The organism is Actinophytocola sp. (genome assembly GCF_036402745.1).
Classification (GTDB): domain Bacteria; phylum Actinomycetota; class Actinomycetes; order Mycobacteriales; family Pseudonocardiaceae; genus Actinophytocola.
The window spans coordinates 1-22988 of record NZ_DASWSJ010000196.1 but is presented as its reverse complement, the minus strand read 5'-3'; the positions used below and the strand labels follow the sequence as shown (position 1 = coordinate 22988).

The 22988-nt window shown below is 71.4% G+C and carries 21 protein-coding genes; 13 read left to right on the top strand and 8 right to left on the bottom strand.

Annotation, left to right across the window (positions count from 1 at the left end):
* Positions 1 to 4: 4 nt before the first annotated feature.
* Together VGD70_RS18910 and VGD70_RS18905 are read right to left on the bottom strand one after the other, a co-directional pair.
* A complete protein-coding gene (locus VGD70_RS18910; RefSeq protein ID WP_331083061.1) occupies positions 5 to 733 on the bottom strand; it encodes an SDR family NAD(P)-dependent oxidoreductase in 729 nt (242 codons plus the stop codon).
* Entirely contained in the window at positions 726 to 1901 is a 1176-nt protein-coding gene (locus VGD70_RS18905) for an acetyl-CoA C-acyltransferase (RefSeq protein ID WP_331083059.1), read from the bottom strand. The genes VGD70_RS18910 and VGD70_RS18905 overlap by 8 nt, the downstream gene beginning before the upstream one ends.
* Before the next feature lie 70 nt (positions 1902 to 1971).
* Between VGD70_RS18905 and VGD70_RS18900 the strand changes: the two genes are divergently transcribed.
* Positions 1972 to 3006: a zinc-binding dehydrogenase gene (locus VGD70_RS18900; RefSeq protein ID WP_331083057.1), complete on the top strand. Its 1035-nt coding sequence runs from the start codon at positions 1972 to 1974 to the stop codon at positions 3004 to 3006.
* On the opposite strand, the gene VGD70_RS18895 is transcribed toward VGD70_RS18900, so the two are convergent.
* A complete protein-coding gene (locus VGD70_RS18895) occupies positions 2997 to 3653 on the bottom strand; it encodes a TetR/AcrR family transcriptional regulator (protein WP_331083055.1) in 657 nt (218 codons plus the stop codon). The genes VGD70_RS18900 and VGD70_RS18895 overlap by 10 nt on opposite strands.
* A gap of 168 nt (positions 3654 to 3821) precedes the next feature.
* Here VGD70_RS18895 and VGD70_RS18890 point away from each other — a divergent pair, with 168 nt between their 5' ends.
* On the top strand, positions 3822 to 5024 hold the full coding sequence (locus VGD70_RS18890) for an acyl-CoA dehydrogenase family protein (protein WP_331083053.1): 1203 nt from the start codon (positions 3822 to 3824) through the stop codon (positions 5022 to 5024).
* Here the strand turns inward: VGD70_RS18890 and VGD70_RS18885 are convergent.
* A complete protein-coding gene (locus VGD70_RS18885; protein WP_331083050.1) occupies positions 4986 to 6179 on the bottom strand; it encodes a CaiB/BaiF CoA-transferase family protein in 1194 nt (397 codons plus the stop codon). The two genes, VGD70_RS18890 and VGD70_RS18885, sit on opposite strands and share 39 nt — an antisense overlap.
* A 133-nt stretch (positions 6180 to 6312) precedes the next feature.
* On the opposite strand from VGD70_RS18885, the gene VGD70_RS18880 reads away from it, so the two are divergent.
* The 9 genes from VGD70_RS18880 to VGD70_RS18840 all read left to right on the top strand — a co-directional run bounded on the left by VGD70_RS18880 (position 6313) and on the right by VGD70_RS18840 (position 17547).
* Complete coding sequence (locus tag VGD70_RS18880; RefSeq protein ID WP_331083047.1) at positions 6313 to 7302, top strand: ABC transporter permease; 990 nt, start codon at positions 6313 to 6315, stop codon at positions 7300 to 7302.
* Between the two features lie 36 nt (positions 7303 to 7338).
* A complete protein-coding gene (locus tag VGD70_RS18875) occupies positions 7339 to 8409 on the top strand; it encodes a sugar ABC transporter substrate-binding protein (protein ID WP_331083045.1) in 1071 nt (356 codons plus the stop codon).
* Between the two features lie 96 nt (positions 8410 to 8505).
* The gene (locus tag VGD70_RS18870; RefSeq protein ID WP_331083043.1) at positions 8506 to 10713 is read left to right on the top strand and encodes an ABC transporter permease; all 2208 of its coding nucleotides are present in this window, start codon (positions 8506 to 8508) and stop codon (positions 10711 to 10713) included.
* 11 nt (positions 10714 to 10724) lie between these two features.
* The gene (locus VGD70_RS18865) at positions 10725 to 11783 is read left to right on the top strand and encodes an SMP-30/gluconolactonase/LRE family protein (RefSeq protein WP_331083041.1); all 1059 of its coding nucleotides are present in this window, start codon (positions 10725 to 10727) and stop codon (positions 11781 to 11783) included.
* Positions 11780 to 13339, top strand: coding sequence for a sugar ABC transporter ATP-binding protein (locus tag VGD70_RS18860; protein ID WP_331083039.1), 1560 nt, complete (start codon positions 11780 to 11782; stop codon positions 13337 to 13339). The genes VGD70_RS18865 and VGD70_RS18860 overlap by 4 nt, the downstream gene beginning before the upstream one ends.
* Positions 13339 to 14358 (top strand): phosphotransferase family protein, encoded by a 1020-nt coding sequence (locus VGD70_RS18855; protein WP_331083037.1) that lies wholly within the window; start codon positions 13339 to 13341, stop codon positions 14356 to 14358. The genes VGD70_RS18860 and VGD70_RS18855 overlap by 1 nt, the downstream gene beginning before the upstream one ends.
* Positions 14355 to 14717, top strand: a complete 363-nt coding sequence (locus VGD70_RS18850) for a hypothetical protein (RefSeq protein ID WP_331083035.1) — start codon at positions 14355 to 14357, stop codon at positions 14715 to 14717. Before VGD70_RS18855 ends, VGD70_RS18850 begins: the two co-directional genes overlap by 4 nt.
* A 35-nt stretch (positions 14718 to 14752) precedes the next feature.
* Positions 14753 to 16282 carry a class I adenylate-forming enzyme family protein gene (locus VGD70_RS18845; protein ID WP_331083033.1) on the top strand — a complete coding sequence of 510 codons (1530 nt, stop codon included), beginning with the start codon at positions 14753 to 14755 and terminating at the stop codon, positions 16280 to 16282.
* Entirely contained in the window at positions 16279 to 17547 is a 1269-nt protein-coding gene (locus VGD70_RS18840) for an acyl-CoA dehydrogenase family protein (RefSeq protein ID WP_331083031.1), read from the top strand. Before VGD70_RS18845 ends, VGD70_RS18840 begins: the two co-directional genes overlap by 4 nt.
* Before the next feature lie 306 nt (positions 17548 to 17853).
* Here the strand turns inward: VGD70_RS18840 and VGD70_RS18835 are convergent, their stop codons facing one another.
* Both VGD70_RS18835 and VGD70_RS18830 read right to left on the bottom strand, forming a co-directional pair.
* On the bottom strand, positions 17854 to 18252 hold the full coding sequence (locus VGD70_RS18835; protein ID WP_331083030.1) for a DUF5313 family protein: 399 nt from the start codon (positions 18250 to 18252) through the stop codon (positions 17854 to 17856).
* On the bottom strand, positions 18252 to 18425 hold the full coding sequence (locus VGD70_RS18830; RefSeq protein ID WP_331083028.1) for a hypothetical protein: 174 nt from the start codon (positions 18423 to 18425) through the stop codon (positions 18252 to 18254). Before VGD70_RS18830 ends, VGD70_RS18835 begins: the two co-directional genes overlap by 1 nt.
* On the opposite strand from VGD70_RS18830, the gene VGD70_RS18825 reads away from it, so the two are divergent.
* A complete protein-coding gene (locus tag VGD70_RS18825; RefSeq protein ID WP_331083027.1) occupies positions 18418 to 19179 on the top strand; it encodes an endonuclease/exonuclease/phosphatase family protein in 762 nt (253 codons plus the stop codon). The genes VGD70_RS18830 and VGD70_RS18825 overlap by 8 nt on opposite strands.
* A gap of 16 nt (positions 19180 to 19195) precedes the next feature.
* On the opposite strand, the gene VGD70_RS18820 is transcribed toward VGD70_RS18825, so the two are convergent.
* The gene (locus VGD70_RS18820; protein ID WP_331083025.1) at positions 19196 to 20071 is read right to left on the bottom strand and encodes a hypothetical protein; all 876 of its coding nucleotides are present in this window, start codon (positions 20069 to 20071) and stop codon (positions 19196 to 19198) included.
* 84 nt (positions 20072 to 20155) lie between these two features.
* Positions 20156 to 21304 (bottom strand): epoxide hydrolase family protein, encoded by a 1149-nt coding sequence (locus tag VGD70_RS18815; protein ID WP_331083023.1) that lies wholly within the window; start codon positions 21302 to 21304, stop codon positions 20156 to 20158.
* Between the two features lie 37 nt (positions 21305 to 21341).
* On the opposite strand from VGD70_RS18815, the gene dinB reads away from it, so the two are divergent.
* Complete coding sequence (gene dinB / locus VGD70_RS18810) at positions 21342 to 22535, top strand: DNA polymerase IV (RefSeq protein WP_331083021.1); 1194 nt, start codon at positions 21342 to 21344, stop codon at positions 22533 to 22535.
* Positions 22536 to 22988 lie beyond the last annotated feature (453 nt).

Sequence of the window (22988 nt, the reverse complement as noted above, 5' to 3'; positions counted from 1 at the left end):
GACACTAGAGCGACCAGCCGCCGTCGACCGTGAGGATGGTGCCGGTGCAGTACGTGGCGTCCTCGGCCAGGAACACCGCGGCCCGGGCCACCTCCGCGGCCGTGCCGAGGCGGCGCAGGACCATGTCGGCGATGATCCGCTCCCGGGACCGCTCGGGGATCGCCGCGGTCATGTCGGTCTCGACGAAGCCCGGCGCGAGCACGTTCACCCGGATGCCGTCCCGGCCGACCTCCTTGGCGAGCGACCGCGCGAACCCGGTCATCGCCGCCTTGGCGCTGCCGTACGCGGTGTCGCCGGGGAAGCCGATGATGCCGACCGCCGAGGACACCAGCGTCACGCTCGGCGCGGACCCCCGGCGCAGCGCCGGCAGGGCCGCCCGGGCGACCTGCGCCGCACCGCCCACATTGGACTCCAGCACCCGCCACCACAGCGACGGGTCGAGGTCCTCGAGGCGGCCGCCGTGCCACACGCCCGCGTTGAGCACCAGCGTGTCCAGCCGGCCGAAGCGCTCCAGCACCGTGGCCACGAGCGACTCGGCCGACTCGGCGTCACCCAGCTCGAAGTGGACGGTGAGCACGTCCGTGGCCAGCTCGGCGGCGAGCGCGTTGGCCTCGTCCTTGCCGGACCGGTAGGTGCACGCCACCCGCAGCCCGCGCCCGGCGAGCTGGCGGGTGATCTCCGCGCCGATGCCGCGCGAGCCGCCGGTGACGACCGCGACCCGCGGCTCAGCCATCGACGCGCTCCACCACCGTCGCGTTGGCCATGCCGCCGCCCTCGCACATCGTCTGCAGCCCGTACCGGCCGCCGTCGGACTCGAGCACGCCGAGGAGCGTGGTGAGCAGCCGGGTGCCGGACGAGCCGAGCGGGTGGCCGAGCGCGATGGCGCCGCCGTGCTTGTTGAGCCGGGCCGCGTCCGCGCCCGTCTCCCGCTGCCACACCAGGGGAACCGGCGCGAACGCCTCGTTGACCTCGAACGCGTCGATGTCTCCGATGGACAGTCCGGCCCGCTTGAGGGCCAGCTCGGTGGCCGGGACGACCGCGCGCAGCATGAGGACCGGGTCGTCGCCGAGCACGGCGAACGAGGTGAACCGGGCGCGCGGACGCAGGCCGAGCTGCTCGGCGCGGCGGGCCGAGGTGATCAGCACGGCGGAGGCGCCGTCGGTGAGCGGCGAGGAGTTGCCGGCGGTGATCTTCCAGTCCACCGGCCCGAACCGCGCGCCGACGTCGTCGCTCGCGAACACCGGGGCGAGGCCGGCGAGCCCGCCCGCGGTGGTGGTGTCCCGGATCGTCTCGTCCGTGGCCTGGTCGCCGACCGGCACGACCTCGCCGGCGAACCGGCCGGCGTCGCGGGCCGCGGCCGCCCGCTGGTGCGAGCCGGCCGAGAACTCGTCCAGCTCCTCGCGCGACAGGTCGTAGCGGCGGGACAGCAGCTCGGCGGCCACGCCCTGCTCGACCAGCCGCGGCGGGTAGCGCCGGTTCACCGACGGCCCGTACGGGTCGGCCCCCGCGTACTGGCTGAACATCGGCACCCGGCTCATCGACTCGACGCCGCACGCGATCACCACGTCGTACGCGCCGGCCAGCACGCCCTGCGCGGCGAAGTGCACGGCCTGCTGGCTCGACCCGCACTGCCGGTCGACGGTCGTGGCCGGCACGTGCTCGGGGAACCCCGCGGCCAGCACGGCGTTGCGGGTGATGTTGGCCGACTGCTCGCCGCCCTGCGAGACGCAGCCGCCGATCACGTCCTCGACCGCGGCCGGGTCGATGCCCGTGCGCACGACCAGCTCGGTGAGGACGCCCGCGAGCAGGTCCACCGGATGCGTCGCGGACAGCGCGCCGCCGGGCTTTCCCTTGCCGGACGGCGTTCGTACGGCGTCCACGATGACAGCGTCGGATGTCATGGCTCTCCCCTTATACCGACTGATCGGTACAGTGTTCGATGGCGGCAGCCGGTATGTCAAGGTGGACACCATGCAGACGATGCGTGCGGTACTGCTCACCGAACCGGGCCGGTTCGAGCTGGCCGAGATTCCCGTGCCCAGGCCGGGCGCCGGCGAGGCCGTGGTGGCCGTCGACGCGTGCGGGGTGTGCGGCTCCGACGTGCACCTGGTCGACGGCAGCACGGTGGCCGCCGAGTATCCGGTGGTGCTGGGGCACGAGGCGGCCGGCACGGTGGCGGCACTCGGCCCGGACACCACGGGGATCGAGGTGGGCACGCGGGTCGCCGTGCTGCCCTACGTCGGGTGTGGCCGGTGTGGACGGTGCTGGACCCGCCAGCCGCAGGCGTGCGCGGAGCGCAAGGTGCTCGGCGTGGACATGCCTGGCGCGCAGGCCGACCGGCTCGTTGTACCGACCGGTTGCCTGGTTCCGCTGCCGGACACCGTGCCGGCCGAGATCGGCGCCATCCTCACCGACGCGGTGGCCACCCCGTTCCACGCGATCCGCCGGTCCCACGTCGTGCCGGGAGAGACGGCGGTGGTGTTCGGCCTCGGCGGGCTCGGCATGCACGCCGTGCAGATCCTCGCCGGCGTGCTGGGCTGTGAGGTGATCGCGGTCGACCCGCGCCCGCAGGCCCGCGAGCGGGCCGCGGCACTCGGCGCCAAGCTCACCCTCGACGCGGGCCGGCAGGTCGCGCGGACGGTGGTGGCCGAGACCCGCGGCGGTGCCGACGTGGCCTTCGAGTTCGTCGGCCACCCGGAGATCGTGGGCACGGCGCTGCGCTGCCTGCGCCCGCAGGGGACCTGCGTGGTCGTGGGCATCTCGCCGGACCGGCTGGCGCTGGGCATGCGGCAGGAGACGCTGGTGAGCCGCGAGCTGCGGCTCGTCGGGAGCTTCGGCTGCACCGCGGCGGAGCTGGCCGAGCTGGTGGACCTGGTGGCCACCGGCCGGCTCGACCTCACCGGCAGTGTGAGCGACGTGTACGCGCCCGGCCAGTTCGCGGCGGCACTGGCCGAGACGCGGGACAAGCGGGCCGGCTCGGTGCGGGTGGTGGTGTCCTACCGCTGAGCCGCCACCTTGCGCGGCCGGGCGCCGGTCCGGTTCGGGCGGTTGGCCGACCTGGGGGAGAGCAGCTCGCCGTAGACCACGATGTCGGTGAGCCGGTCGGCCACCTGCTCGGGGGTGAGCGGGCCCTTCTCGACGTCGAGCCACACGTGGGTCCAGTTGAACATGCCGAGCACGCCGAGGACCGTGACGTGGTCGGCGGCGCGGAACACGCCCTCGTCCACGCCTTCCTGCAGGACCTTGGCGAACAGGCCCTGGTACTCGTCGCGGAGCTTGGTGAGCTGGCGGGCGCGCTTGCCGGTGAGCGCGTGCATCTCGCGCATGACGACGGTGACCTCGTCCCGCCGGGCGGCGATGGTCTGGACGTGTTCGCGGGCCAGCGCGCGCAGCTTGTCGACCGGGTGCAGGTCGGAGTCGACGACCGTGCGGCCGCGCTCGAGCGCCTCCTCGACGTGCCGCTTGGACAGGTTGTAGAGGAGGTCTTCCTTCGAGCCGATGTGGTAGTAGAGCGCGCCCCGCTTGAGGCCGGCCGCCTCGCCCAGCTCCGCCACACCGGTGCCGTGGTAGCCCTTCCGGGCGAACACCTCGGCCGCCACCCGGAGTATCCGCTCGTGGGTGGACTCGCCGGTGCCATCCTGCTGTCTCGGCATGGTCCTGCCTCTCGCTTTACGACCGATCCGGCCGGTTGCTGGTCTCCACAGTACCGATCAGTCAGCAGTGCGTCGTCCACCTATTGACCGAACGTGCGAGTGGTCACCCTTGTGTACCGCGGCATCTCTCGGCTACCAATGTACCGACCGGTCAATCAGGAGGATGATGTGGACGATCACGCCTACCGGCAGCTGAAGGATCGGGTTTTCGCCGCGATCTGGGACGAGCTGGCGCCGCTGGAGAGTGACATCGAGGACCGCGAGTCGCTGCCGTACGACAAGATCATGCCGGTGCTGCGCCGGGTCGGCGCGTTCGGTTTCCTGGTGCCGCCGGAGTACGGCGGGCACGGGCTCACCATCCGGCAGTACCTGCCGATCATCGCGGAGTTCGCCAAGATCCAGGGCGGGATCCGGGTCGTGGTGCACGTGCACAACTCGTTCGCCCACGCGATGAGCGAGCTGGCCTCCGCGACGCAGCGGGGTGCGCTGCTGCCCGGCATCGCCACGGGGGACAAGTCCGTCGCGTTCGCGCTGACCGAGCCGGACCACGGCACGGGTGCCGACCTGGGCTCGACGGCCGTGCTGGACGGCTCGGACTACGTGGTCAACGGCCGCAAGTGGCTGATCACCAACTCCGACCTGGCGTCGCACTTCCTGGTCATGGCCAAGACCGCGCCGGCCGAGGTCACGTCGATCCTGGTGGAGCGGGACCGGCCGGGCCTCACGATCGAGCCGCTGCCGGAGACGATGGGCTGCAAGGGCGGCGAGCACGGGCTGCTCACGTTCACCGACGTCCGGGTGCCGGCGACGAACCTGGTGGGCAAGCCGGGCGAGGGTCAGGACAACCTGGAGCGTGCCCTGGAGATCAGCCGGGTGTTCATCGCGGCCAGCTCGCTCGGCACCGGCCAGCACGCGTTCGACCTGTCGTTGCGGCACGCCCGCTCGCGGGTGACCTTCGGCAGGCCGATCGCCCAGCGGCAGGCGATCCAGCGCTACCTTGCCGAGATGGCGATGGACCTGCAGGCCCTGCGCCTGATGCTGGACGACGCGGCGGCGAAGTGGGACGCCGGCCGGCGCATCCCGGCCGAGGCGTCGCTGGTGAAGCTGTTCGGGCTGGAGGCGGTGGGGCGGGTGACCGACCGCGCGCTGCTGGTGCACGGCGGCATCGGCTACACCCGCCGGCACCCGATCGAGCGGCTCTACCGGGACGCCCGGCTGAACTGGCTCGAGGAGGGCACCCCGACGATCCAGTACATGGTCGCGGCCCGGGAGTTCCTGGCCGGGTACTGGTGGACCGACGAGTTCGCCGGCGCCGCCCACCCGGCCGGGTCCTCAGCCGGAGACTCGGCCGGGGACCTGGTCGCCGACTAGCTCGTCGATCTCCGCCGCGGTCAGGCCGGCCTCGGCGAGCACCTCGCGGGTGTGCTCGCCCGGCCGCGGCGGCTTGCGCAGCGGCATCTCGCCGCTGCGGCTGAACCGCGGCGCCGGGGCCGGCTGCACCACCCCGTCGACCGTGCCGAAGGTGCCGCGCGCGCGGTTGTGCGGGTGGTCGGGGGCCTCGCCCATCGACAGGACCGGCGCGAAGCAGGTGTCCTCGTCGGCCAGCAGGTCACACCACTCGCGCTGGGTCCGGCTCCGGAACAGCACCTCCAGCCGCGAGCGCAGCTCCGGCCACGCCGCCGGGTCGCGGTGGCCGTCGACGAACATCGGGTCGCCGGCCAGGTCCAGCAGCTCCAGGAGCCGCCGGTAGAACTGCGGCTCGATCGACCCGATGCTGACGTGGCGGCCGTCCGCGCACTCGTACACGCCGTAGAAGTGGGCGCCGCCGTCGAGCAGGTTCTCGCCACGCGAGTCGGTCCAGATGCCCTGCGCGCGCATGGCGTGCAGGATCGTGGTCAGCAGCGCCGCACCGTCCACAATGGCCGCGTCGACCACCTGACCACGGCCTGACCCGCGGGCCTCGAGCAACGCCGCCACCACGCCGAACGCCAGCAGCATCCCGCCGCCGCCGAAGTCGCCGACCAGGTTGAGCGGCACCACCGGCGGCCCGCCCGCGTGGCCGATCGGGTCGAGGGCGCCGGCCAGCGCGATGTAGTTGATGTCGTGGCCCGCCCGCGGCGCGACCGGGCCGGTCTGGCCCCAGCCGGTCATCCGGCCGAACACCAGGCGCGGGTTGCGTTCGAGGCACACGTCCGGCCCGAAGCCGAGCCGCTCGGCCACCCCCGGGCGGAAGCCCTCGATCAGCGCGTCGGCCCCGTCGACCAGGCGCAGCAGCGCGGCCAGTCCGGCCGGGGACTTCAGGTCCAGCGTCACCGAGCGGCGCCCGCGGGCCAGCAGGTCGAGCGACGGCTCGAGCGGGTTGCCGGCCTGCCGCGCGCCCGGACGGTCCACTCGGATCACCGTCGCGCCGAGGTCCGCGAGCAGCATGCCGCCGAACGGCGCCGGGCCGATGCCGGCGAGCTCGACGACGCGGATGCCGTGCAGGGGACCACTAGCAGCATCGGATGGGGACGAGGAAGGCAGCACAGTCTCCTCCAGACGGTTGACTGAGGGGGAAGCAAATCACGTCGAGTGACCGGTCTTGACGGACGGCTCCAGTAGTGTACCGTTCGGTCAGTACATAGACCGACCGAACGGTACACACGAGTTCGGAGTGCGGATGACCACGGTGCTGGCCAAGATCAAACCAACCGCGCGGACGCAGGAGCAGATCGTCCTGCTCGTCGTCATCGCGTTGTTCGTGGTCTTCGGGATCCTGTTGGACGGCTTCCTCGCCACGGACAACCTGCTGAACCTCGTGCGCAGCGTGTCCTCGCTCGGGATCCTCGGCGTCGCGATGGCGGTGGTCGTCATCGCCCGCGGGATGGACCTCTCGCTCATCGCCTCGATGGGCGTGGCCACCGCGATCTCGATCCAGCTCATGCAGACCGGCGCCAGCACCCCGGTGGCGCTCCTCGTCGGACTCGCGGTCGTGCTGATCATGGGGCTGCTCAACGGTTTCCTCATCGCGTTCGTCGAGATCCCCGCGCTCTTCGCCACCCTCGCATCCGGACTGCTGATCTACGGCCTCGCCCGCACCACGATCCTCGACGGGCTGATCGCCGAGCTCCCGGGTGACCGGACCTTCGTGCGCTGGCTCGGCGGCGGCACGGTCGCCGGCATCCCGGTGCCGATCATCGTCTTCCTCGTCGTCGCCGCGCTCGCCCAGCTGATGCTCACCCGGACGCGCACCGGCCGGTTCATCTACGCCCACGGCGACAACGCGGGCGCCGCCGCGCTCACCGGCATCCCGGTCCGTCCATTCACGACGATCGAGTACATGGTCTCGGCCACCATCGGGTTCGTCGGCGGCCTCGTGGTGGCCGGCTCGGTCGGCGGCTTCAACACCCAGGTCATCGACGGCTCGCTGATCTACGACGTGCTGCTGGTCGTCGTGGTCGGCGGCATCAGCCTCGTCGGCGGCCGGGGCAGCGTGCTGTCCGTCGTGGTCGGCACCGCGCTCATCGGCGTGATGCTCAACGGGATGACGATCCTCAACATGAACACCCACGAACAGGACATCGTCAAGGGCTTGATCCTGCTCGGCGCGCTGGTGCTCGACAACCGGCTGCACCCGAGGGACGAGGAGACCGTCCGCCAGGGCGACTGAAAACCCGCTAGAGACAAGGACAGGGAGGTCCTGCACATGCGAAAGGTCCGAGGTGTCGCCCTCGCCGTGGCGGCTCTGCTCGCCGTGACGAGCTGTTCGACCGGAAGCAGCGGCAGCAGCGGCGGTGGCGGAGGCGGTGGCGGGGAAGGCCTGCCCGCCAACGTGTCCTCGAAGGACCTGCGTGAGCACGCGGTCAGCAGCCTCGAGGGCAAGACGGCCGCGTTCGTCCCGGTCGGCATGGGCACGCCGCTGATGGAGGAGTGGAACCGGCAGCTCAAGCGCGGGTTCGAGGCCGTCGGCATGAAGTACGTGATCCGCGACCCCAACTGGGACACCGGCCGGCAGGCCGAGGCGGTCCAGTCGCTGATCAACGAGAAGCCGGCCGTGCTCGTGGTGCACAACTTCGACGTCCAGGTGCTCGCCAAGCTGATCCAGCAGGCGGAGCAGAAGGGCATCTACGTCGTCCAGATCAACATGGTGTCCAACTACAAGTCCGACGCGTTCGTCGGCGCGGACACCATCGACCTCGGCCGCCGCATCGCCACCGACATCGTCACCGCCTGCGGCAAGAGCACGAACACCTCGCACGAGGTCCAGATCGTCCAGGGCGACGCGACGTCCGGGTTCACCCTCGACGTGATGGCCGGCGCGAAGGAGGTCTTCGACAAGAACCCGGAGATCAAGATCGTGTCCACCCAGGCGGCGAACTGGGACCGGACCAAGGCCCACGACATCACCGCCACGGTCATCCAGCAGCACCCGAACCTGTGCGCCAGCTGGGGCTTCTGGGACCAGATGCAGTACGGCGCGGCCACCGCCATCAAGGAGGCCGGCAAGATCAACCAGGTCAAGGTGTTCACCTCCGACCACAGCGTGATCACCTGCGAGGGCCTGCGTGACGGCCTGTTCTTCCAGTCCTACGGCTACTCCGTGCCCACCCAGGGCACCGACATCGTGGCCATCTCCAAGCAGCTGCTCCAGGCGGCAAGGCCCCCCGGCTCCTCGCGGATCTCCGACTTCACCCCGCTGGTGAAGATCGACCGGACCAACTGGAACCAGCCGAACATGTGCTACGACGGCAAGAAGGACGGCCTGACCGTCCGCTGAGGACTGTCCACAGGTCCACGACCCGGCGCCGGGACGCCCGCCCCCAGGGGGGTCCCGGCGCCATCCTCCCCGCACCGCTCCCGAGAGAGAAGTCCCATGACGGCCAGTGTGACCTCGCGGCGTGCCGGCTCGCGTCGCCCACCGGAACGCAACGTGCTCGACGGCGAGACGTTCGGCACCCGCCTGCGTCACCTGCGCCGCCGCATCGCCCTGCAGCAGGTCTTCGCCGAGCTGTTCGAGAAGCGGTGGATGGAGCCGGCCATCCCGCTCACGCTGCTGGTCGCGGTGGTCGTGTTCTTCTCCGTCACCACGCCGGGGTTCGCCACCAGCGAGAACATGCTCTCCACGGCGGCCGAGCTCGCCGAGATCTCGTTCGTGTGCATCGGCATGGCCGTGGTGATGATCTCCGGCGGCATCGACCTGTCGGTGGGCTCGATGTTCGGGCTCTGCAACATGGTCATGATCCTGCTGATCACCATCGGCGGGGTCCCGGTGCTGCCGGCGATCGGCCTGACCCTGCTGGCCGGGGCGCTGCTCGGCAGCATCAACGGCGGCATCGTCGCCTACCTCAAGGCCCGGCCGTTCCTCACCACGCTGGTCACCCTGATCATCTTCAAGGGCGTGCTGAACCTGCTGGACCTCAACTTCTCCGCGCAGACCGCGACGATCTTCGTGACGGACCCCGTGTGGGAGTGGTTCGGCTCGGGCAAGGTCGCCGGCATCCCGTTCAGCTTCGTCACGCTCGTCGTCGTGCTCCTCGTGGGGCACGTCGTGCTCAGCCGCTCCCGGCTGGGCTGGCACATCACCGCGGTCGGCGCCAGCCGCCGGGCCGCGCGGCACGCCGGCATCCGGGTCGAGCGGGTGCTGCTGCTGAGCTACGTGTTCGCCGGTGTCCTCTGTGCCCTCGCCGGCATCTTCTACGCCGCGCGCCTGTCCAGCGCGAGCGCCCGGGTGGGCGAGGGGCTCGAGCTCAACGTGCTGACCGCGGTCATCCTCGGCGGCATCAGCCTGTCCGGCGGCAAGGGCACGGTGTGGCGCGCGTTCATCGGCGCGGCCACGATCAGCCTGCTGGGCAAGGGTCTGCTGCTGATGAACGTCGGCGGCGAGGTGCTGCAGACCGTGCTCGCCGTCGTGCTGATCGTCGCGGTCGGGCTCGACATCAAGTGGGGCAAGAACCGCGGCAAGGCCATCCAGAAGACCTACGTCAACCCGACGATCCTGCAGTACGGACCGCTGGTCGACATCCGCCCCGGGTCGGGCAGCCCGTTCGAGATCAACGACAAGCTGCGCGACGCCGAGGCGATCGGCGTCGGCGAGGTCGAGGGGCCCGAGGACGTCGTGCTGGACAAGGAGGGCCGGCTCTACTGCGGCACCCGGCAGGGGTGGGTGCTGCGGTTCTCCGGCCGCAACTTCGAGCACAAGGAGATCTTCGCGAGGATCGGCGGGCACCCGCTGGGCATGGGCTTCGACGAGGCCGGCGACCTCGTCGTCTGCGTCGGCGGCATGGGCCTGTACTCGGTGACGCCGGACGGCAAGCACCACAAGCTCTCCGACGAGACCAACCGCACGTGGACCCGGCTGCGCGACGACTCGCGGCTGCGGATGGCCGACGACCTCGACATCACCCCGGACGGCAAGATCTACTTCAGCGAGGCCACCACCCGGTTCGACATGGCCGACTGGATCCTCGACGGCGTCGAGGGCCGGCCCAACGGGCGCCTGGTCCGCTACGACCCGGCCACCGGGAAGACCCGGACCGTGGTGCGGGACCTGGTGTTCCCCAACGGGATCTGCAGCTGCCACGACGGCGACTCGCTGCTGATCGCGCAGACCTGGCTGTGCCGGATCCTGCGGTACTACCACCGCGGGCCGAACAAGGGCCGGCTGGAGATCTTCATGGACAACTTCCCCGGCTACCTCGACAACATCAACCGCAGCTCGGACGGCGCGTACTGGGTGGCGCTCAACGGGATGCGCTCGCCCGCCTACGACCTCGCGATGCGGATGCCGACGTTCCGCCGCCGCATGATGAAGCGGATCCCGCGCGACGAGTGGCTCTACCCGAGCATGAACCACGGCTGCGTGGTGAAGGTGTCCGAGTCCGGCGAGGTGCTCGAGTCCTACTGGGACCCGGGCGGCGAGGCGCACGCCACGATCACCTCGATGCGCGAGCACGATGGCTACCTCTACATCGGTGGCCTGGAGAACAACCGGGTCGGCCGGATCAAGCTGACCGGCTCCGGCGCGGCCGAGACCGACGGCACCACCCGGCAGCCGGCCGCCGACCGGGTCACCGTGAGCTGAGGGAGGACGACGTGCTCGAAGCGCTCCAGCTGGTCAGGGAGTTCCTCTTCCCCGGCCGCCACACCGGCACCTCGATCCCGCCGCTGGACGGCGGACTCACGCCGAACGACGCCCTCGCCGGCCTCGCCACGGTCGCCGAGCTCACCGAGCCCGACGACGTGCTGCTCGTGGGTGGCGACCTCTACGTCACCAGCGGCACCACGCTGCTGCGGCTGTCCGAAGGGGACCGTGCGGTCGTCGCCTCCTTCGACGGCGAGGCGGGGGCGCTCGCCCGCGCCGCCGACGGCCGGGTCCTGGTCTGCGTGGCCGGCACCGGAGTGGTCGCGGTCGACCCGGGCGGCACCACGAGCGTGGTCGTCGACGAGGCGCGCTGCCCGACCGACCTCGCCGTCGCCGACGACGGCACGCTCTACGTCACCGACGGCTCCACCCGCCACCACGGCCAGGACTGGGTGCACGACCTGATGGAGCGCAACGCCCTGGGCCGGCTGCTGCGCCACGACCCCTCGGGCACGACCACGGTGGTGGCCGACGGGCTCGCGTACCCGAGCGGGGTGACGGTCGACGGGGCGGGCGAGCTCGTGGTCTGCGAGGCGTGGACGCACCGGATCAGCCGCTTCGGCCAGGACGGCCGGCGGACCGTGCTGCGGGACAACTTCCCCGGCTACCCGGGCCGGATCAGCCGCGCGCCGGACGGCGGCTACTGGCTCGCCGTGTTCGCGCTGCGCACCCAGCTCGTCGAGTTCGTGCTGACCCAGCGGGACTACGTCGGCGAGATGATGCGCACGATCGAGCCGGACTACTGGATCCGGCCGGCGCTGCGCGGGCTCAACAACGGGCTGGAACCGTTGCAGGGCGGGCAGATCCGCAAGCTCGGCGTGATCAAGCCGTGGGCGCCGCCGCGGTCCTACGGCCTGGTGGCCCGGCTCGACGAGGAGGGGCACGCGGTGTCCAGCATGCACAGCCGCGGCGGCGGCGACCGGCACGGCGTCACCTCCGCCCGCCAGTACGGCGACCGCCTGCTGCTCGCCGTCCGCGGCGGCGACCGGGTCCTGGAGGCCAGGGCATGAGTGAGCGTGCGAGCCAGTCCATTGTAGAGCTTGCGGACCTCGCGGACGTCGAGGAGAACGTGCGGCTCGTCGAGATGACCAAGGTCACCAAGACCTACCGCGGCGTGTACGCGATCCGGGACATCGACTTCGACGTGTCCTCCGGCGAGGTGCACGCGCTGGTCGGGGAGAACGGCGCCGGCAAGTCGACGCTGTGCAAGATCCTCGCCGGCGCGGTGCAGCACTCCAGCGGCAGCATGCAGATCGGCGGCGAGCCGGTGACGTTCCGCCGCCCGCACGACGCGCTCGAGCACGGGATCGCCATGGTGTACCAGGAGACCAGCCTGGTGCCGACGATGACCGCGGCGCAGAACATCGAGCTGGGCCACGAGAAGCTGCTCACCCGGTTCCGCTCGCTCAACATCAGCGCGCAGCAGCTGCTGCAGTCGATGAACTTCCACGTCGACCCGGCCGCGTACGTGTCCACGCTGGGCGCGGCGAAGAAGCAGATGGTCGAGATCGCCCGGGCGCTGCGGTCCAGCGCGCGGATCATCATCTTCGACGAGCCGACCGCCACGCTCACGCCCGAGGAGACGCTGCACCTGTTCGACGTGATCGGCGAGCTACGCGCGGCCGGCCTCGGCATCATCTACGTCTCGCACGCGCTGGAGGAGTCGCTGCAGATCGCCGACCGGGTCACCGTCCTGCGCGACGGCGAGCGGGTGGCCACTGTGGACGCCAAGACGACGACCCGGGACGAGATCGTCCGGCACATGGTCGGCCGCGCGCTCACCGGCACCCAGCGGACCGCGCCCGCGCCGAGCGCGGAACCCGTGCGCCGGCGCAAGGTGCTGGAGGTCGAGAACCTGATCCTCGGCAACGTCGTGCGCAACATGTCCTTCTCCGCCTACGCCGGCGAGGTGCTCGGCATCGCCGGGCTCATCGGCAGCGGCCGGACCGAGACCGCGAAGATCATCGTCGGGGCGTTGAAGCGCAACCGGATCCACGGCGGCCGGGTGCTGCTGGGCGGCCGGGCGGTGCGGTACCGGGTGCCCAAGCAGGCCATCGACGACGGCATCGTCTACATCACCGAGGACCGCAAGCTCGACGGCTTCTTCGAGACCATGACCGTCGCGGAGAACATGTACCTCGGCTACCTCGCCTCCCGGCGCGGCCGCCGCCACTGGTTCGTGTCGAAGGCGCAGCGCGACCGCATCGCCAAGGACTGGTCCGACCGCCTCAAGGTCAAGGCCATCAACCACGACGCCAAGATCGTCGAGCTGTCCGGCGGCAACCAGCAGAAGGTCACCGTGGGCAAGTCGCTCGTCGCCGAGCCCGAGGTGGTGATCTTCGACGAGCCGACCCGCGGCGTGGACGTCGGCGCGATCGAGGAGATCCACCAGCTCATCCGCAAGCTCGCCGACGAGGGCAAGGCCGTCATCGTCATCTCCTCCTACCTGCCGGAGGTGCTCGCGATCTCCGACCGGATCCTGGTCACCCGCTTCGGTCGCACGGTGGCCGAGTTCAGCCGGGAGGACGCCACCCAGGAGAAGATCATGTACGCGGCGATCTTCTGATGGGCGTGCTGGACGCGCCCGTCGACCTGGTCGAGGAGCGGTTCGGCGAGCGGCTCGGGGGCCCGGTCCGCCTGGTCGACCGGCGCCTGGCCGGGGAGGGGCTTTCGGACGAGACGGGCGTGCTGGTGTTCGCCCGCCCGTCCGGTGAGCCGCTGAAGCTGGTGGTGCGGTTGTTCCGGCCGGGCGCGGTGGCCCGGCACGAGGTGCACCCGGCACGCCTGAACCGGCTGCTCGCGGCGCTGGAGCTCACCCGGGTCCCGGTGCCCCGGCCACTGTGGTTCGACGAGTCCGGCGAGCCGTTCGGCGAGGCGTACTCGGTGGTGTCGTGGGTGTCCGGCACCGCGGTCGTGCCGTGGTCGCCGGAGGGCCGGCGGTTCCTCGCCGAGGCCGGCGCGGGCCCGGTCGGCGAGCTGTTCTGCCGGGTGCTCGCCGACATCCACGGCGCCGACTGGCGGGGCGCCGGGCTGCGGTTCCTCGGGGTTCCGGGGCCGGGCAAGGGTTTCGCGGCGTCGCGGGTGGACGGGCTGGCGGCCTACCTCGGCCGGGTGCGGGACGAGCCCGAGCCGATCCTGGTCGACGGGATCGGCTGGCTGCGCGCGAACCTGCCGGACGCGGCGCGGACCTCGTTGCTGCACGGGGACTACCGGACCGGCAACATGCTCTTCGACGGCCCGCGGATCGCCGCGGTGATCGACTGGGAGTTCGCGGCGCTCGGCGACCCGCTCTACGACCTGGGCTGGGTGTGCTGCCCCTCCAACCGGATGGGCAGCGACCTCGTGTGCATGCTGCTGCCCGAGGACACGTTCGTCACCCGCTACGAGCGGTACAGCGGGTTCCCGGTCGACCCGGCCGCGCTCCGCTTCTGGGTCACCTACCACCAGGTGCGGCACGCGATCATGTGGCTCGAGGCCGGCCGCTCGTTCCAGCTCGGCGGCACCGACGACCTGCGCCTGGCCCGCATGTACTACACGATGCCGACCATGCGCCGGATGGTCGCCGACCTGCTCGAGTACGCGTGATCACACCCGAGCACATGCTGACCGCCATCCGCCGCGACCTCGCCTCCCGGGTCCTGCCGGCGCTCACCGACGACCGCGCCCGCTCGTCGGTGATCGCGGCGATGGGCATCCTCGGCGACCTCGCGCTCCAGGTCCGCGAGGACGACGGCTGGGTACCCGACGCGGTCGCGGTCCTCGAGGCCGGTGTCGCGCGGTGGCCGGTGTCCGTGCCGCCCGGCTCGGGGCGCGTCGAGCTGCTCGCCGCGATCGAGTCGCTGGTGGAGCGGCTGTGGGCGGAGGGCGGGCAGGACGAGCTGCTGCGGGACATCCGCGGCGTGCTCCGCGCCGACCTCGCCCACCAGCTGAAGCGAATCCGTTAGGAGCACACCGCTCGGAGTACCGCTAGGAGTACATGATGGACAGTTACACGGTGGCGGAGCTGCTCCGCAAGCCACGCACCGCGCAGCGGGTCAACGAGCGGCGCGTGGCGATCAGCTTCGAGGGTCGCGACCTGACCTACGACGAGCTCGACGAGCGGTCCACCCGGCTCGCGACGTCGCTGCGGGACCAGGGTTTCGCGAAGGGCGACCGGGTCGGCGTGCTGATGTACAACCGCCTCGAGTGGGCCGAGGTGTTCTTCGCCGTGGCCAAGCTCGGCGGCGTGGTGGTGCCGATCAACTACCTGCTCAAGACCCAGGAGGTCGAGTTCATCCTCGCCGACTGCGGTGCGCGCTGGGTGGTCTACGAGCGGGAGCTCGCCTCGATCGTGCCGCCGTCGGCGGAGCGCCGGTACGTCGGCGTCGACACCCCCGACACGCCGGGTGTCCTGTCCTACACCGCGCTCGTGGGCGCGGGCAGGGTCGAGGCGTTGCCGCCGGTGGCGGCCGAGGACCTCTTCCTGCTGCAGTACACCTCCGGCACCACGGGCACGCCGAAGGGCGCGATGCACACGCACTCGACGGTGCTGTGGAACAGCTTTCACCAGATCGTCGACTACGCGGTGACGGCGGCCGAGGTGTTCGTCGTGGTCCCCGCGCTGTGCTGGGCGGCCGGGTTCCACGACATCGCGCTCGCCACGCTCTGGCGCGGCGGGCGGGTGATCCTCTCGCCCAGCACGGGTTTCGAGCCCGCCCGGTTCCTCGAGCTGGTGGAGCGCGAGCGGGTCACGTCGGTGCTGCTGGTGCCGACCGTGCTCAAGCGGGTGCTGGCCGAGCCGACGATCGCCTCGCGTGACCTGTCCTCGCTGCGGATCATCGCCAGCGGCGGCGAGCCCGTGCCGGTCACCGCGATCGAGGACGCGCGGCGCAAGCTCCCGACGTGTGACCTGCTGCAGTGCTACGGGATGAGCGAGTTCCCGACGATGATGCTGTACCTCGACGGGCCGGACGCCGTCCGCAAGATCGGCTCGGCCGGCCGGGCGTGCAGTGCCGCGGAGATCCGGGTGGTCGACACCGACGGCGCCGACGTCCCGCCGGGCACGGTCGGCGAGATCGTCTGCCGCTCGCCGGCGACGATGCTCGGCTACTACGGCCGGCCCGACGCGACCGCCTCGACGCTCGTCGACGGGTGGCTGCACACCGGCGACCTCGCGCAGGTCGACGAGGAGGGCTACGTCTACATCTCCGGCCGGTCGAAGGACATGATCATCAGCGGCGGGCTGAACGTGTACCCGGCCGAGGTGGAGCGGGTGATCGCGCAGCACCCGGCCGTGCTCGAGGCCGCGGTCGTGGGGGTCGAGGACCCGAAGTGGGGCGAGATCGGCGACGCGCTGGTGGTGCTGCGGCCGGAGGCGTCGCTGTCGGAGGGTGAGCTGTTGCCGTACCTGAAGGAGCAGCTGGCGAACTACAAGATCCCGCGGCGGTTCACCTTCACCGGCGACCCGCTGCCGCGCACGACGTCGGGCAAGGTCCAGAAGTTCCGGGTGAAGGAGGTGCTTGGCGCGTGACGTGGTCGTTTTCCACCGATCCCGAGTTCGACGAGCAGCTGAAGTGGATGCGCTCGTTCGTCGACTCGCAGGTCTCGCTGCTGGAGACGCTCGAGCTGTCCGACGAGGAGTTCCGCGCGGCCATCAAGCCGTTGCAGGACGAGGTGAAGGCGCGGGGTCTGTGGGCCGCGCACCTCGACCCGGAGCTGGGCGGGCAGGGCTTCGGGCAGGTCAAGCTGGGGCTGATGCACGAGGTCATCGGCCGGTCGCGGATCGCGCCGTACGTGTTCGGCAACCAGGCGCCGGACTCGGGGAACTCGGAGATCCTGGCCAGGTACGGCACTGACGAGCAGCGGGCGGCGTACCTGGAGCCGCTGCTGGCCGGGCGGATGCGCTCGGCCTACGCGATGACCGAGCCGGACGCCGGCGCCGACCCGACGCTGCTCACGACCGCGGCGGTGCCCGACGGTGCCGAGTGGGTGCTGGACGGGCGGAAGTGGTTCATCACCAACGCCTCGGTCGCGGACTTCTTCATCGTGATGGCGGTGACCGACCCCGACGCCGAGCCGCACCGGCGCGCGTCGCAGTTCATCGTGCCGGCCGGCACACCGGGGCTCGTCGTCGAGCGGGACCTCGGCACGATGGAGGACCCGCGACCCCGGCCGGCGCGGCTGGACAATCACGCGGAGGTCACGCTCACCGGCGTGCGGCTGCCGGAGTCGGCGATGCTGGGGGAGCGCGGGATGGGGTTCCCGATCGCGCAGAGCCGGCTCGGGCCGGGCCGGATCCACCACTGCATGCGGTGGATCGGGCAGGCGCAGCGGGCGCTGGACATGCTGTGCGAGCGGGCGCTGTACCGGTTCGCGCACGGGTCGGTGCTGGCGGAGAAGCAGACGATCCAGAACTGGGTCGCGGACTCGTGGACCGAGCTGAACGCGTTGCGGCTGCTGACGTTGCAGGCCGCGTGGACCATCGACACCGAGGGCGTGCCGGCGGCGCGGACGCAGATCAGCTCGATCAAGTTCTGGGGCGCCCGGGTGCTGCACGACGTCATCGACCGGGCCCTGCAGGCACACGGGTCCCTCGGCTACTCCGCGGACCTGCCGCTGGAGGACATGTACCGCCGGGCGCGGGCCGCCCGCATCTACGACGGGCCCGACGAGGTGCACCGGCAGGCGGTGGCCAAACGGGTGTTGCGCGGTTACCGGGCGCCGGCGGACCACATTCCGACGGAATGGGTGCCACGGCGCCGCGAGGACGCCGTGCGCAGATTCTTGGAAACGTGAATTGGGGGCGCCCGGCGACGGAGCCGGGCGCCCATTCGCAACTAACGGGAACTGGATCGACGACGGCGTGCTGGTCTGCTCAGCCGCAGTACCACCAGCCGCAACAGATCGAGATTCCGATACCCAGGCCGATGATGATCACGAGCACCTCCACCTGTGGGGGTTCCGTTTCGCTGCTGCGAACGTGATGTCGACGTTAGCGATGTGCTGGTCGCAATGTCTTTCCCCGGTCAGGTTGACGATTTGTCGCCGCGCGTGGCTCCATTTCCGGAAATTCCCCGCTAATGGCCTAGTGGGCGATCTCGTTCAGGTGGACCGGCCCCACTTCCGCCGGTATCGCTCGGCCTCGTCGGCGTGCTTGGCCGCGTCCTTCGCCCGCCGCGTCGCGGACGCGTGGCCCGGCGGGAACCCGTACCTCACGAGCCGGGAGTCGACGCTCTCCATCGCGTTGGCCACCGCGAACCGCAGGCTCACCAGTACCCCGAGCAGGATGGAGCCGAGCGCGATCGGCCAGTTTCCTCCCACCAGCCCCAGAAGTACCAGCAGTACCGCGAAGACCGGCGCGAGCACCACCAGCGTCCGCAGCAGCGCGCGGACGAGCCAGGTGCGGCAGGTGGCGTCGTGCAGTACCCAGTCGCGGTAGCGGGCGGGAAGCCGGCCGCCGTACTGATACCACAGCCACAGCACCGGGTTGGGCCGTCGCATTATCGCGGCCCGGTAACGGAGATCGTCCCCTGCGCGACCAGCACGCTGAACGGCCGCGCCGCGAGCACCTGCCCGGCCGGTTCGTTGGTCAGCTCCATGGGGATCTCCTGCTCGACGGTAGCCCGGATCTTGCCACCCCGGACCGTGGTCTGCTTGTGTGATCCCGTGCGCATCCTCGCCCGGCTCGTCGCCGTGATGTCGTTGGCCCTGTTCGGATTCGCGGTGGTGCCGCCCGCCTCGGCGGCCACGACCGTCAAGGTGCTGCAGCTCAACATCTGCCACAGCGGGCTCGCCGGCTGCTACACCGGCGCCGAGCCAGTGATGGCGAAGGCCGTCTCGGTGATCACGTCGACGAAGCCGCAGGTCCTGTCGGTGAACGAGGCCTGCTCGGGCGACGTCGACCGGCTGCGGGCGGCGATGGGTGCCGCGCAGGCGGTGTTCGTGGCCGCGCAGCACCGCGACGGCACGCCGGTGCTGTGCACCAACGGCCAGCGGTACGGCAACATCGTGATGGTCGCCTCCGCGCTCGCCGGCGGTCCCGCGGCGACCGGCCGCTACACCGCGCAGGACGACGGCAACGAGATGCGCGTGTGGGCGTGCCTGCCCGCCGGCCGGCTCAGCGCGTGCACCACCCACCTGTCCGCCCGCAGCGGTACGACGGCGCTGGCCCAGTGCCGCGAGCTGATGACCCGCGCGGTGGGCTATACGGCGAGCGGCCCGGTGGTGGTCTCCGGCGACCTGAACCTGCGCTACCAGGGCAGCCCGAACGTGCAGGACTGCAACCGCGCGGGCTTCTACCGCAAGGGCGACGGCAGCGTCCAGCACGTCTTCGCGACGACCAACCTGACCTTCGTGAGCGGCACGACGATCGGCATGTCCGGCACCACCGACCACCCCGGCTGGCTCGTCACCGTCACGATGCCCTAGCGTCCCGCGCCGGACGCTAGCGGCGCTCCGCGACGATCGACATGCCGGCCTCGTCGAAGGCGAGCAGGCTCGGGATCATCTCCGAGGACGGGTAGTCCGACTCCATCACCATCGCGCGGATCGTGCGCACGTGCGGGGAGGACGCCGCCGCCACGATCACGTGCTGCGGGCACGGCATCGCCGCGACGAACCGGTCCTCGCCGACCAGCGGGGCCACCTCGGCGTAGAAGTTCGGCAGGCACACCGCGGGCGCGGCGAGGCTCCCCTCCCGGTGCAGGTCGAGCACGCCGTTGTCGTAGGCCTCCATCCGCAGCCCGGCCGCGAGCGTCGCGCACGCCGACTCGAACTGGGTGTCGAAGTCGCCGTCGAGCTGGTAGCGGGTCTGGTGGCTGATGCCCAGCCCGCCGTTGGGGGTCGGGCCGACCATCGCCAGCGACGCGTACAGCCCGCCGGGCACCACCGCGCGGTGCGGCATCGCCGCGAGCAGGTCGAACTGCGGCGACGACGCGCTCCACAGCATCGGCAGCAGCTCGCCGTCCCGCTCCACCTCGTTCACGCGCGTGGCAAACCCTTGCGTCGTCACGGACTCGAGCTGCCGGCGCGCGGCGGCGAACGCCTCCACCCACCGGTCCGGGTCCGGCCGCGGGAACGTGTAGTAGACGGCCGCGTTCGGGAACGTCGTCTCGATGAAGTAGCTGTCCGCCACGGACGGCTCCCACTCCGAGTGCAGTGCGACCACGTCCTCGGGTCGCGCACCGTGCTGGTACCGCGCCGAGTCCCACGCCCGGCGCACACAGTCCTCGGCGATCGTCGGCGCGCTGCCGGCCGCGTGCTCGTCGCGGCCGCGGCGCAGCTGGAAGACCACCACGTTGCTGGAAGGATCGGTGTCCACGTGGGACACGATGCCGCCGGCGGGCCGCAACGGCGACGCCCGCTGCACGGCCGGGCACATCGGCTGCGCGCCCGGACAACACGATCACCGCACCAGCCGGAAGAACGTCCGCACCTCCTCGACGAACAGCTCCGGCTGCTCGAACGCCGCGAAGTGCCCGCCCCGGTCGAGCTCGCGCCAGTGCCGGATGTCGGGGTAGCGCTTGGCCGCCCACCGCCGCGACGGCCGGGGGATCTCCTTCGGGAAGATCGAGCACCCGGTCGGCACCGGCACGGTGTCGTCGGTGGACTCGGTGAACCACTCGGTGACCTGGCGGATGCTCTCCCAGTACAGCCGGGCCGAGGACGCGGCGGTGCGGGTGAGCCAGTACAGCGTGATGTCGTCGAGCATTTCCTCGCGGGTGAGCACGTTCTCGGGCAGGCCGTCGCAGTCGGTCCACGACTGGAACTTCTCCACGATCCACGCGCAGAGCCCGGCCGGCGAGTCGGTCAGCGCGTAGCCGACGGTCTGCGGCTTGGTCGACATCTCCGCGGAGTAGCCGGACTCGTGCTCGCCCGCGTGCCGCAGCGCCTCGAGCGCGGCCCGCTCGGTGTCGGTCAGGTCGTCGAACGTGCCGGGGTCGGGTGCGGCGATCGGCGGGTTGAGGTGGATGCCGACCAGGTGCTCGGCGTCCTGCTGGGCGAGGCTCGTGGTGATGCTGGTGCCCCAGTCACCGCCCTGCGCGCCGTACCTCGGGTAACCCAGCCGCGCCATCAGCTCCCGCCACGCGGTCGCGATCCGCTGCACGGTCCAGCCCGGCTCGGCCGGCTTGTCGGAGAAGCCGTACCCGGGCAGCGACGGGCACACGACGTGGAAGGCGTTGGCGGGGTCGGCCGGCTCGGTGAGCGGGCCGATGACCTTCTCGAACTCGACGATCGAGCCCGGCCAGCCGTGGGTGAGGATCAGCGGAAGGGCGTCCTCGTGCGGTGAGCGGACGTGGAGGAAGTGGACGCCGAGCCCGTCGATCTCGGTGCGGAACTGCGGCAGCGCGTTGAGCCGGGCCTCGGTGGCCCGCCAGTCGTAGCGCCTCTCCCAGTGCTCGCACAGCTCCTGGAGGTAGGCCAGCGGCACGCCCTGGGACCAGTCCTCGACGGGCTCGGGCTCGGGCCAGCGGGTGCGGGCCAGCCGGTCCCGCAGGTCGTCGAGCTCCGCGTCGGGGACGTCGATCCGGAACGGGAAAACCTCCGCTGACATGCGGGTCTCCGTTTCTGTCGGTGGTTGATGCGAACATGTGTTCGTGACTGCGGCGACCATTCTGCATGCCGACCTGGACGCGTTCTACGCCTCCGTCGAGCAACGCGACGACCCCAGCCTGCGTGGCCGGCCGGTCCTCGTGGGCGGTGGCGTGGTGCTGGCGTGCAGCTACGAGGCCAAGCGCCACGGCGTCCGCACCGCGATGGGCGGCGGCCGGGCGTTACGCCTGTGCCCGCACGCCATCGTGGTACCGCCGAGGATGTCGGCGTACAGCGAGGCCAGCAAGGCGGTGTTCGAGGTGTTCCGCAACACCACGCCGCTGGTCGAGGGGTTGTCCATCGACGAGGCGTTCCTCGAGGTCGGCGGGCTGCGCAAGATAGCCGGCACACCGGTCGAGATCGCCGAGCGATTACGCAGGGACGTGCTCGAGCAGGTCGGCCTGCCCATCACCGTCGGCGTCGCGCGCACCAAGTTCCTGGCCAAGGTGGCCAGCGGGGTGGCCAAGCCGGACGGGCTGCTTCTGGTGCCGCCGGACGCCGAGCTCGAGTTCCTGCACCCGCTGCCGGTCGAACGGCTCTGGGGCGTCGGCCGGGTCACCGCCGAGAAGCTGCACGAGCGTGGGGTGTACACGGTCGGGCAGGTGGCGGGGCTCGCGCAGTCGTCGCTCGTGGGCATGCTCGGCAAGGCCGCGGGGCGGCACTTACACGCGCTGGCCCACAACTACGACCCGCGCCCGGTGCGGGTCGGCCAGCGGCGCCGGTCCATCGGGTCGCAGCGTGCGCTCGGCAGCCGGCCGCGCACCCGCGCCGACCTGGAGGCCACGCTGGCCGCGCTGGTCGACCGGGTGTCGCGGCGGCTGCGTGCGGCCAAGCGCGTCTGCCGCACGGTGGTGCTGCGACTGCGGTTCGCCGACTACGCGCGGGCCACCCGCTCGCACACGCTGTTCCGCTCCACCGACGACACCCAGCTGCTGCTCGACACGGCGCGCAGGTTGCTGCGCACCACCATGCCGCTCATCGACGAAAGGGGGATCACCCTGGTCGGGATCGCCTTGGCCAACCTGGACAACGAGGACGCCGTGCAGTTGGCCCTGCCCTTCGACGGCTACCCCGTCGGGTCGCTCGACTCAGCCCTGGACCACGTCCGAGACCGCTACGGCTCGGCGGCGGTCACCCGGGCCGCGCTGCTGGGCAGGGACCCCGGCATCTCGGTACCCCTGCTGCCGGACTGACCCAAGGCCTGGCCGGGTTCGAGCGGACTCGGCGCCCCGGGGGCCGCCCGCCGGTGAGCCCCGCCCGCCGCCGACGCCGTGCCCGGCACCTCCGCGCCGAAACGTCGCGGGACACGGCGCCGCAACCGCAGCGTCGTGCCGCGCCGATCTCCGCCACGGCAGGTGCGGCAGCAGGCGACGCCCGGGTTCGACGACGGGTTCGATCAGGTGCTCCGTGCTCCGTGCGCCCGTGCGCCCGTGCGCCCGTGCGCCCGTGCGCCGTGCGCCCGTGCGCCGTGCGCCGTGCGCGTGCCGTGCGTTCGTGCGTCCGTGCGATTGCTGCGCGGCGCTCGAACCCGTGCGGGTCATCGAGTTCGGCGCATGCTCGGCGGGCTCGGCACCAGCAAGTTTCGTGCTCAGCAAGCACATCGCGGTGCTCGCCGAGCCGGCTACAGGGCCAGGTTGGCGCCCTGC

Coding starts and splice junctions, on each gene's coding strand:
- VGD70_RS18910 (WP_331083061.1), bottom strand. CDS start 733: ATGGCTGAGCCGCGGGTCGCGGTCGTCACCGGCGGCTCGCGCGGCATC.
- VGD70_RS18905 (WP_331083059.1), bottom strand. CDS start 1,901: ATGACATCCGACGCTGTCATCGTGGACGCCGTACGAACGCCGTCCGGC.
- VGD70_RS18900 (WP_331083057.1), top strand. CDS start 1,972: ATGCAGACGATGCGTGCGGTACTGCTCACCGAACCGGGCCGGTTCGAG.
- VGD70_RS18895 (WP_331083055.1), bottom strand. CDS start 3,653: ATGCCGAGACAGCAGGATGGCACCGGCGAGTCCACCCACGAGCGGATA.
- VGD70_RS18880 (WP_331083047.1), top strand. CDS start 6,313: ATGACCACGGTGCTGGCCAAGATCAAACCAACCGCGCGGACGCAGGAG.
- VGD70_RS18875 (WP_331083045.1), top strand. CDS start 7,339: ATGCGAAAGGTCCGAGGTGTCGCCCTCGCCGTGGCGGCTCTGCTCGCC.
- VGD70_RS18870 (WP_331083043.1), top strand. CDS start 8,506: ATGACGGCCAGTGTGACCTCGCGGCGTGCCGGCTCGCGTCGCCCACCG.
- VGD70_RS18860 (WP_331083039.1), top strand. CDS start 11,780: ATGAGTGAGCGTGCGAGCCAGTCCATTGTAGAGCTTGCGGACCTCGCG.
- VGD70_RS18855 (WP_331083037.1), top strand. CDS start 13,339: ATGGGCGTGCTGGACGCGCCCGTCGACCTGGTCGAGGAGCGGTTCGGC.
- VGD70_RS18845 (WP_331083033.1), top strand. CDS start 14,753: ATGGACAGTTACACGGTGGCGGAGCTGCTCCGCAAGCCACGCACCGCG.
- VGD70_RS18835 (WP_331083030.1), bottom strand. CDS start 18,252: ATGCGACGGCCCAACCCGGTGCTGTGGCTGTGGTATCAGTACGGCGGC.
- VGD70_RS18830 (WP_331083028.1), bottom strand. CDS start 18,425: ATGCGCACGGGATCACACAAGCAGACCACGGTCCGGGGTGGCAAGATC.
- VGD70_RS18815 (WP_331083023.1), bottom strand. CDS start 21,304: ATGTCAGCGGAGGTTTTCCCGTTCCGGATCGACGTCCCCGACGCGGAG.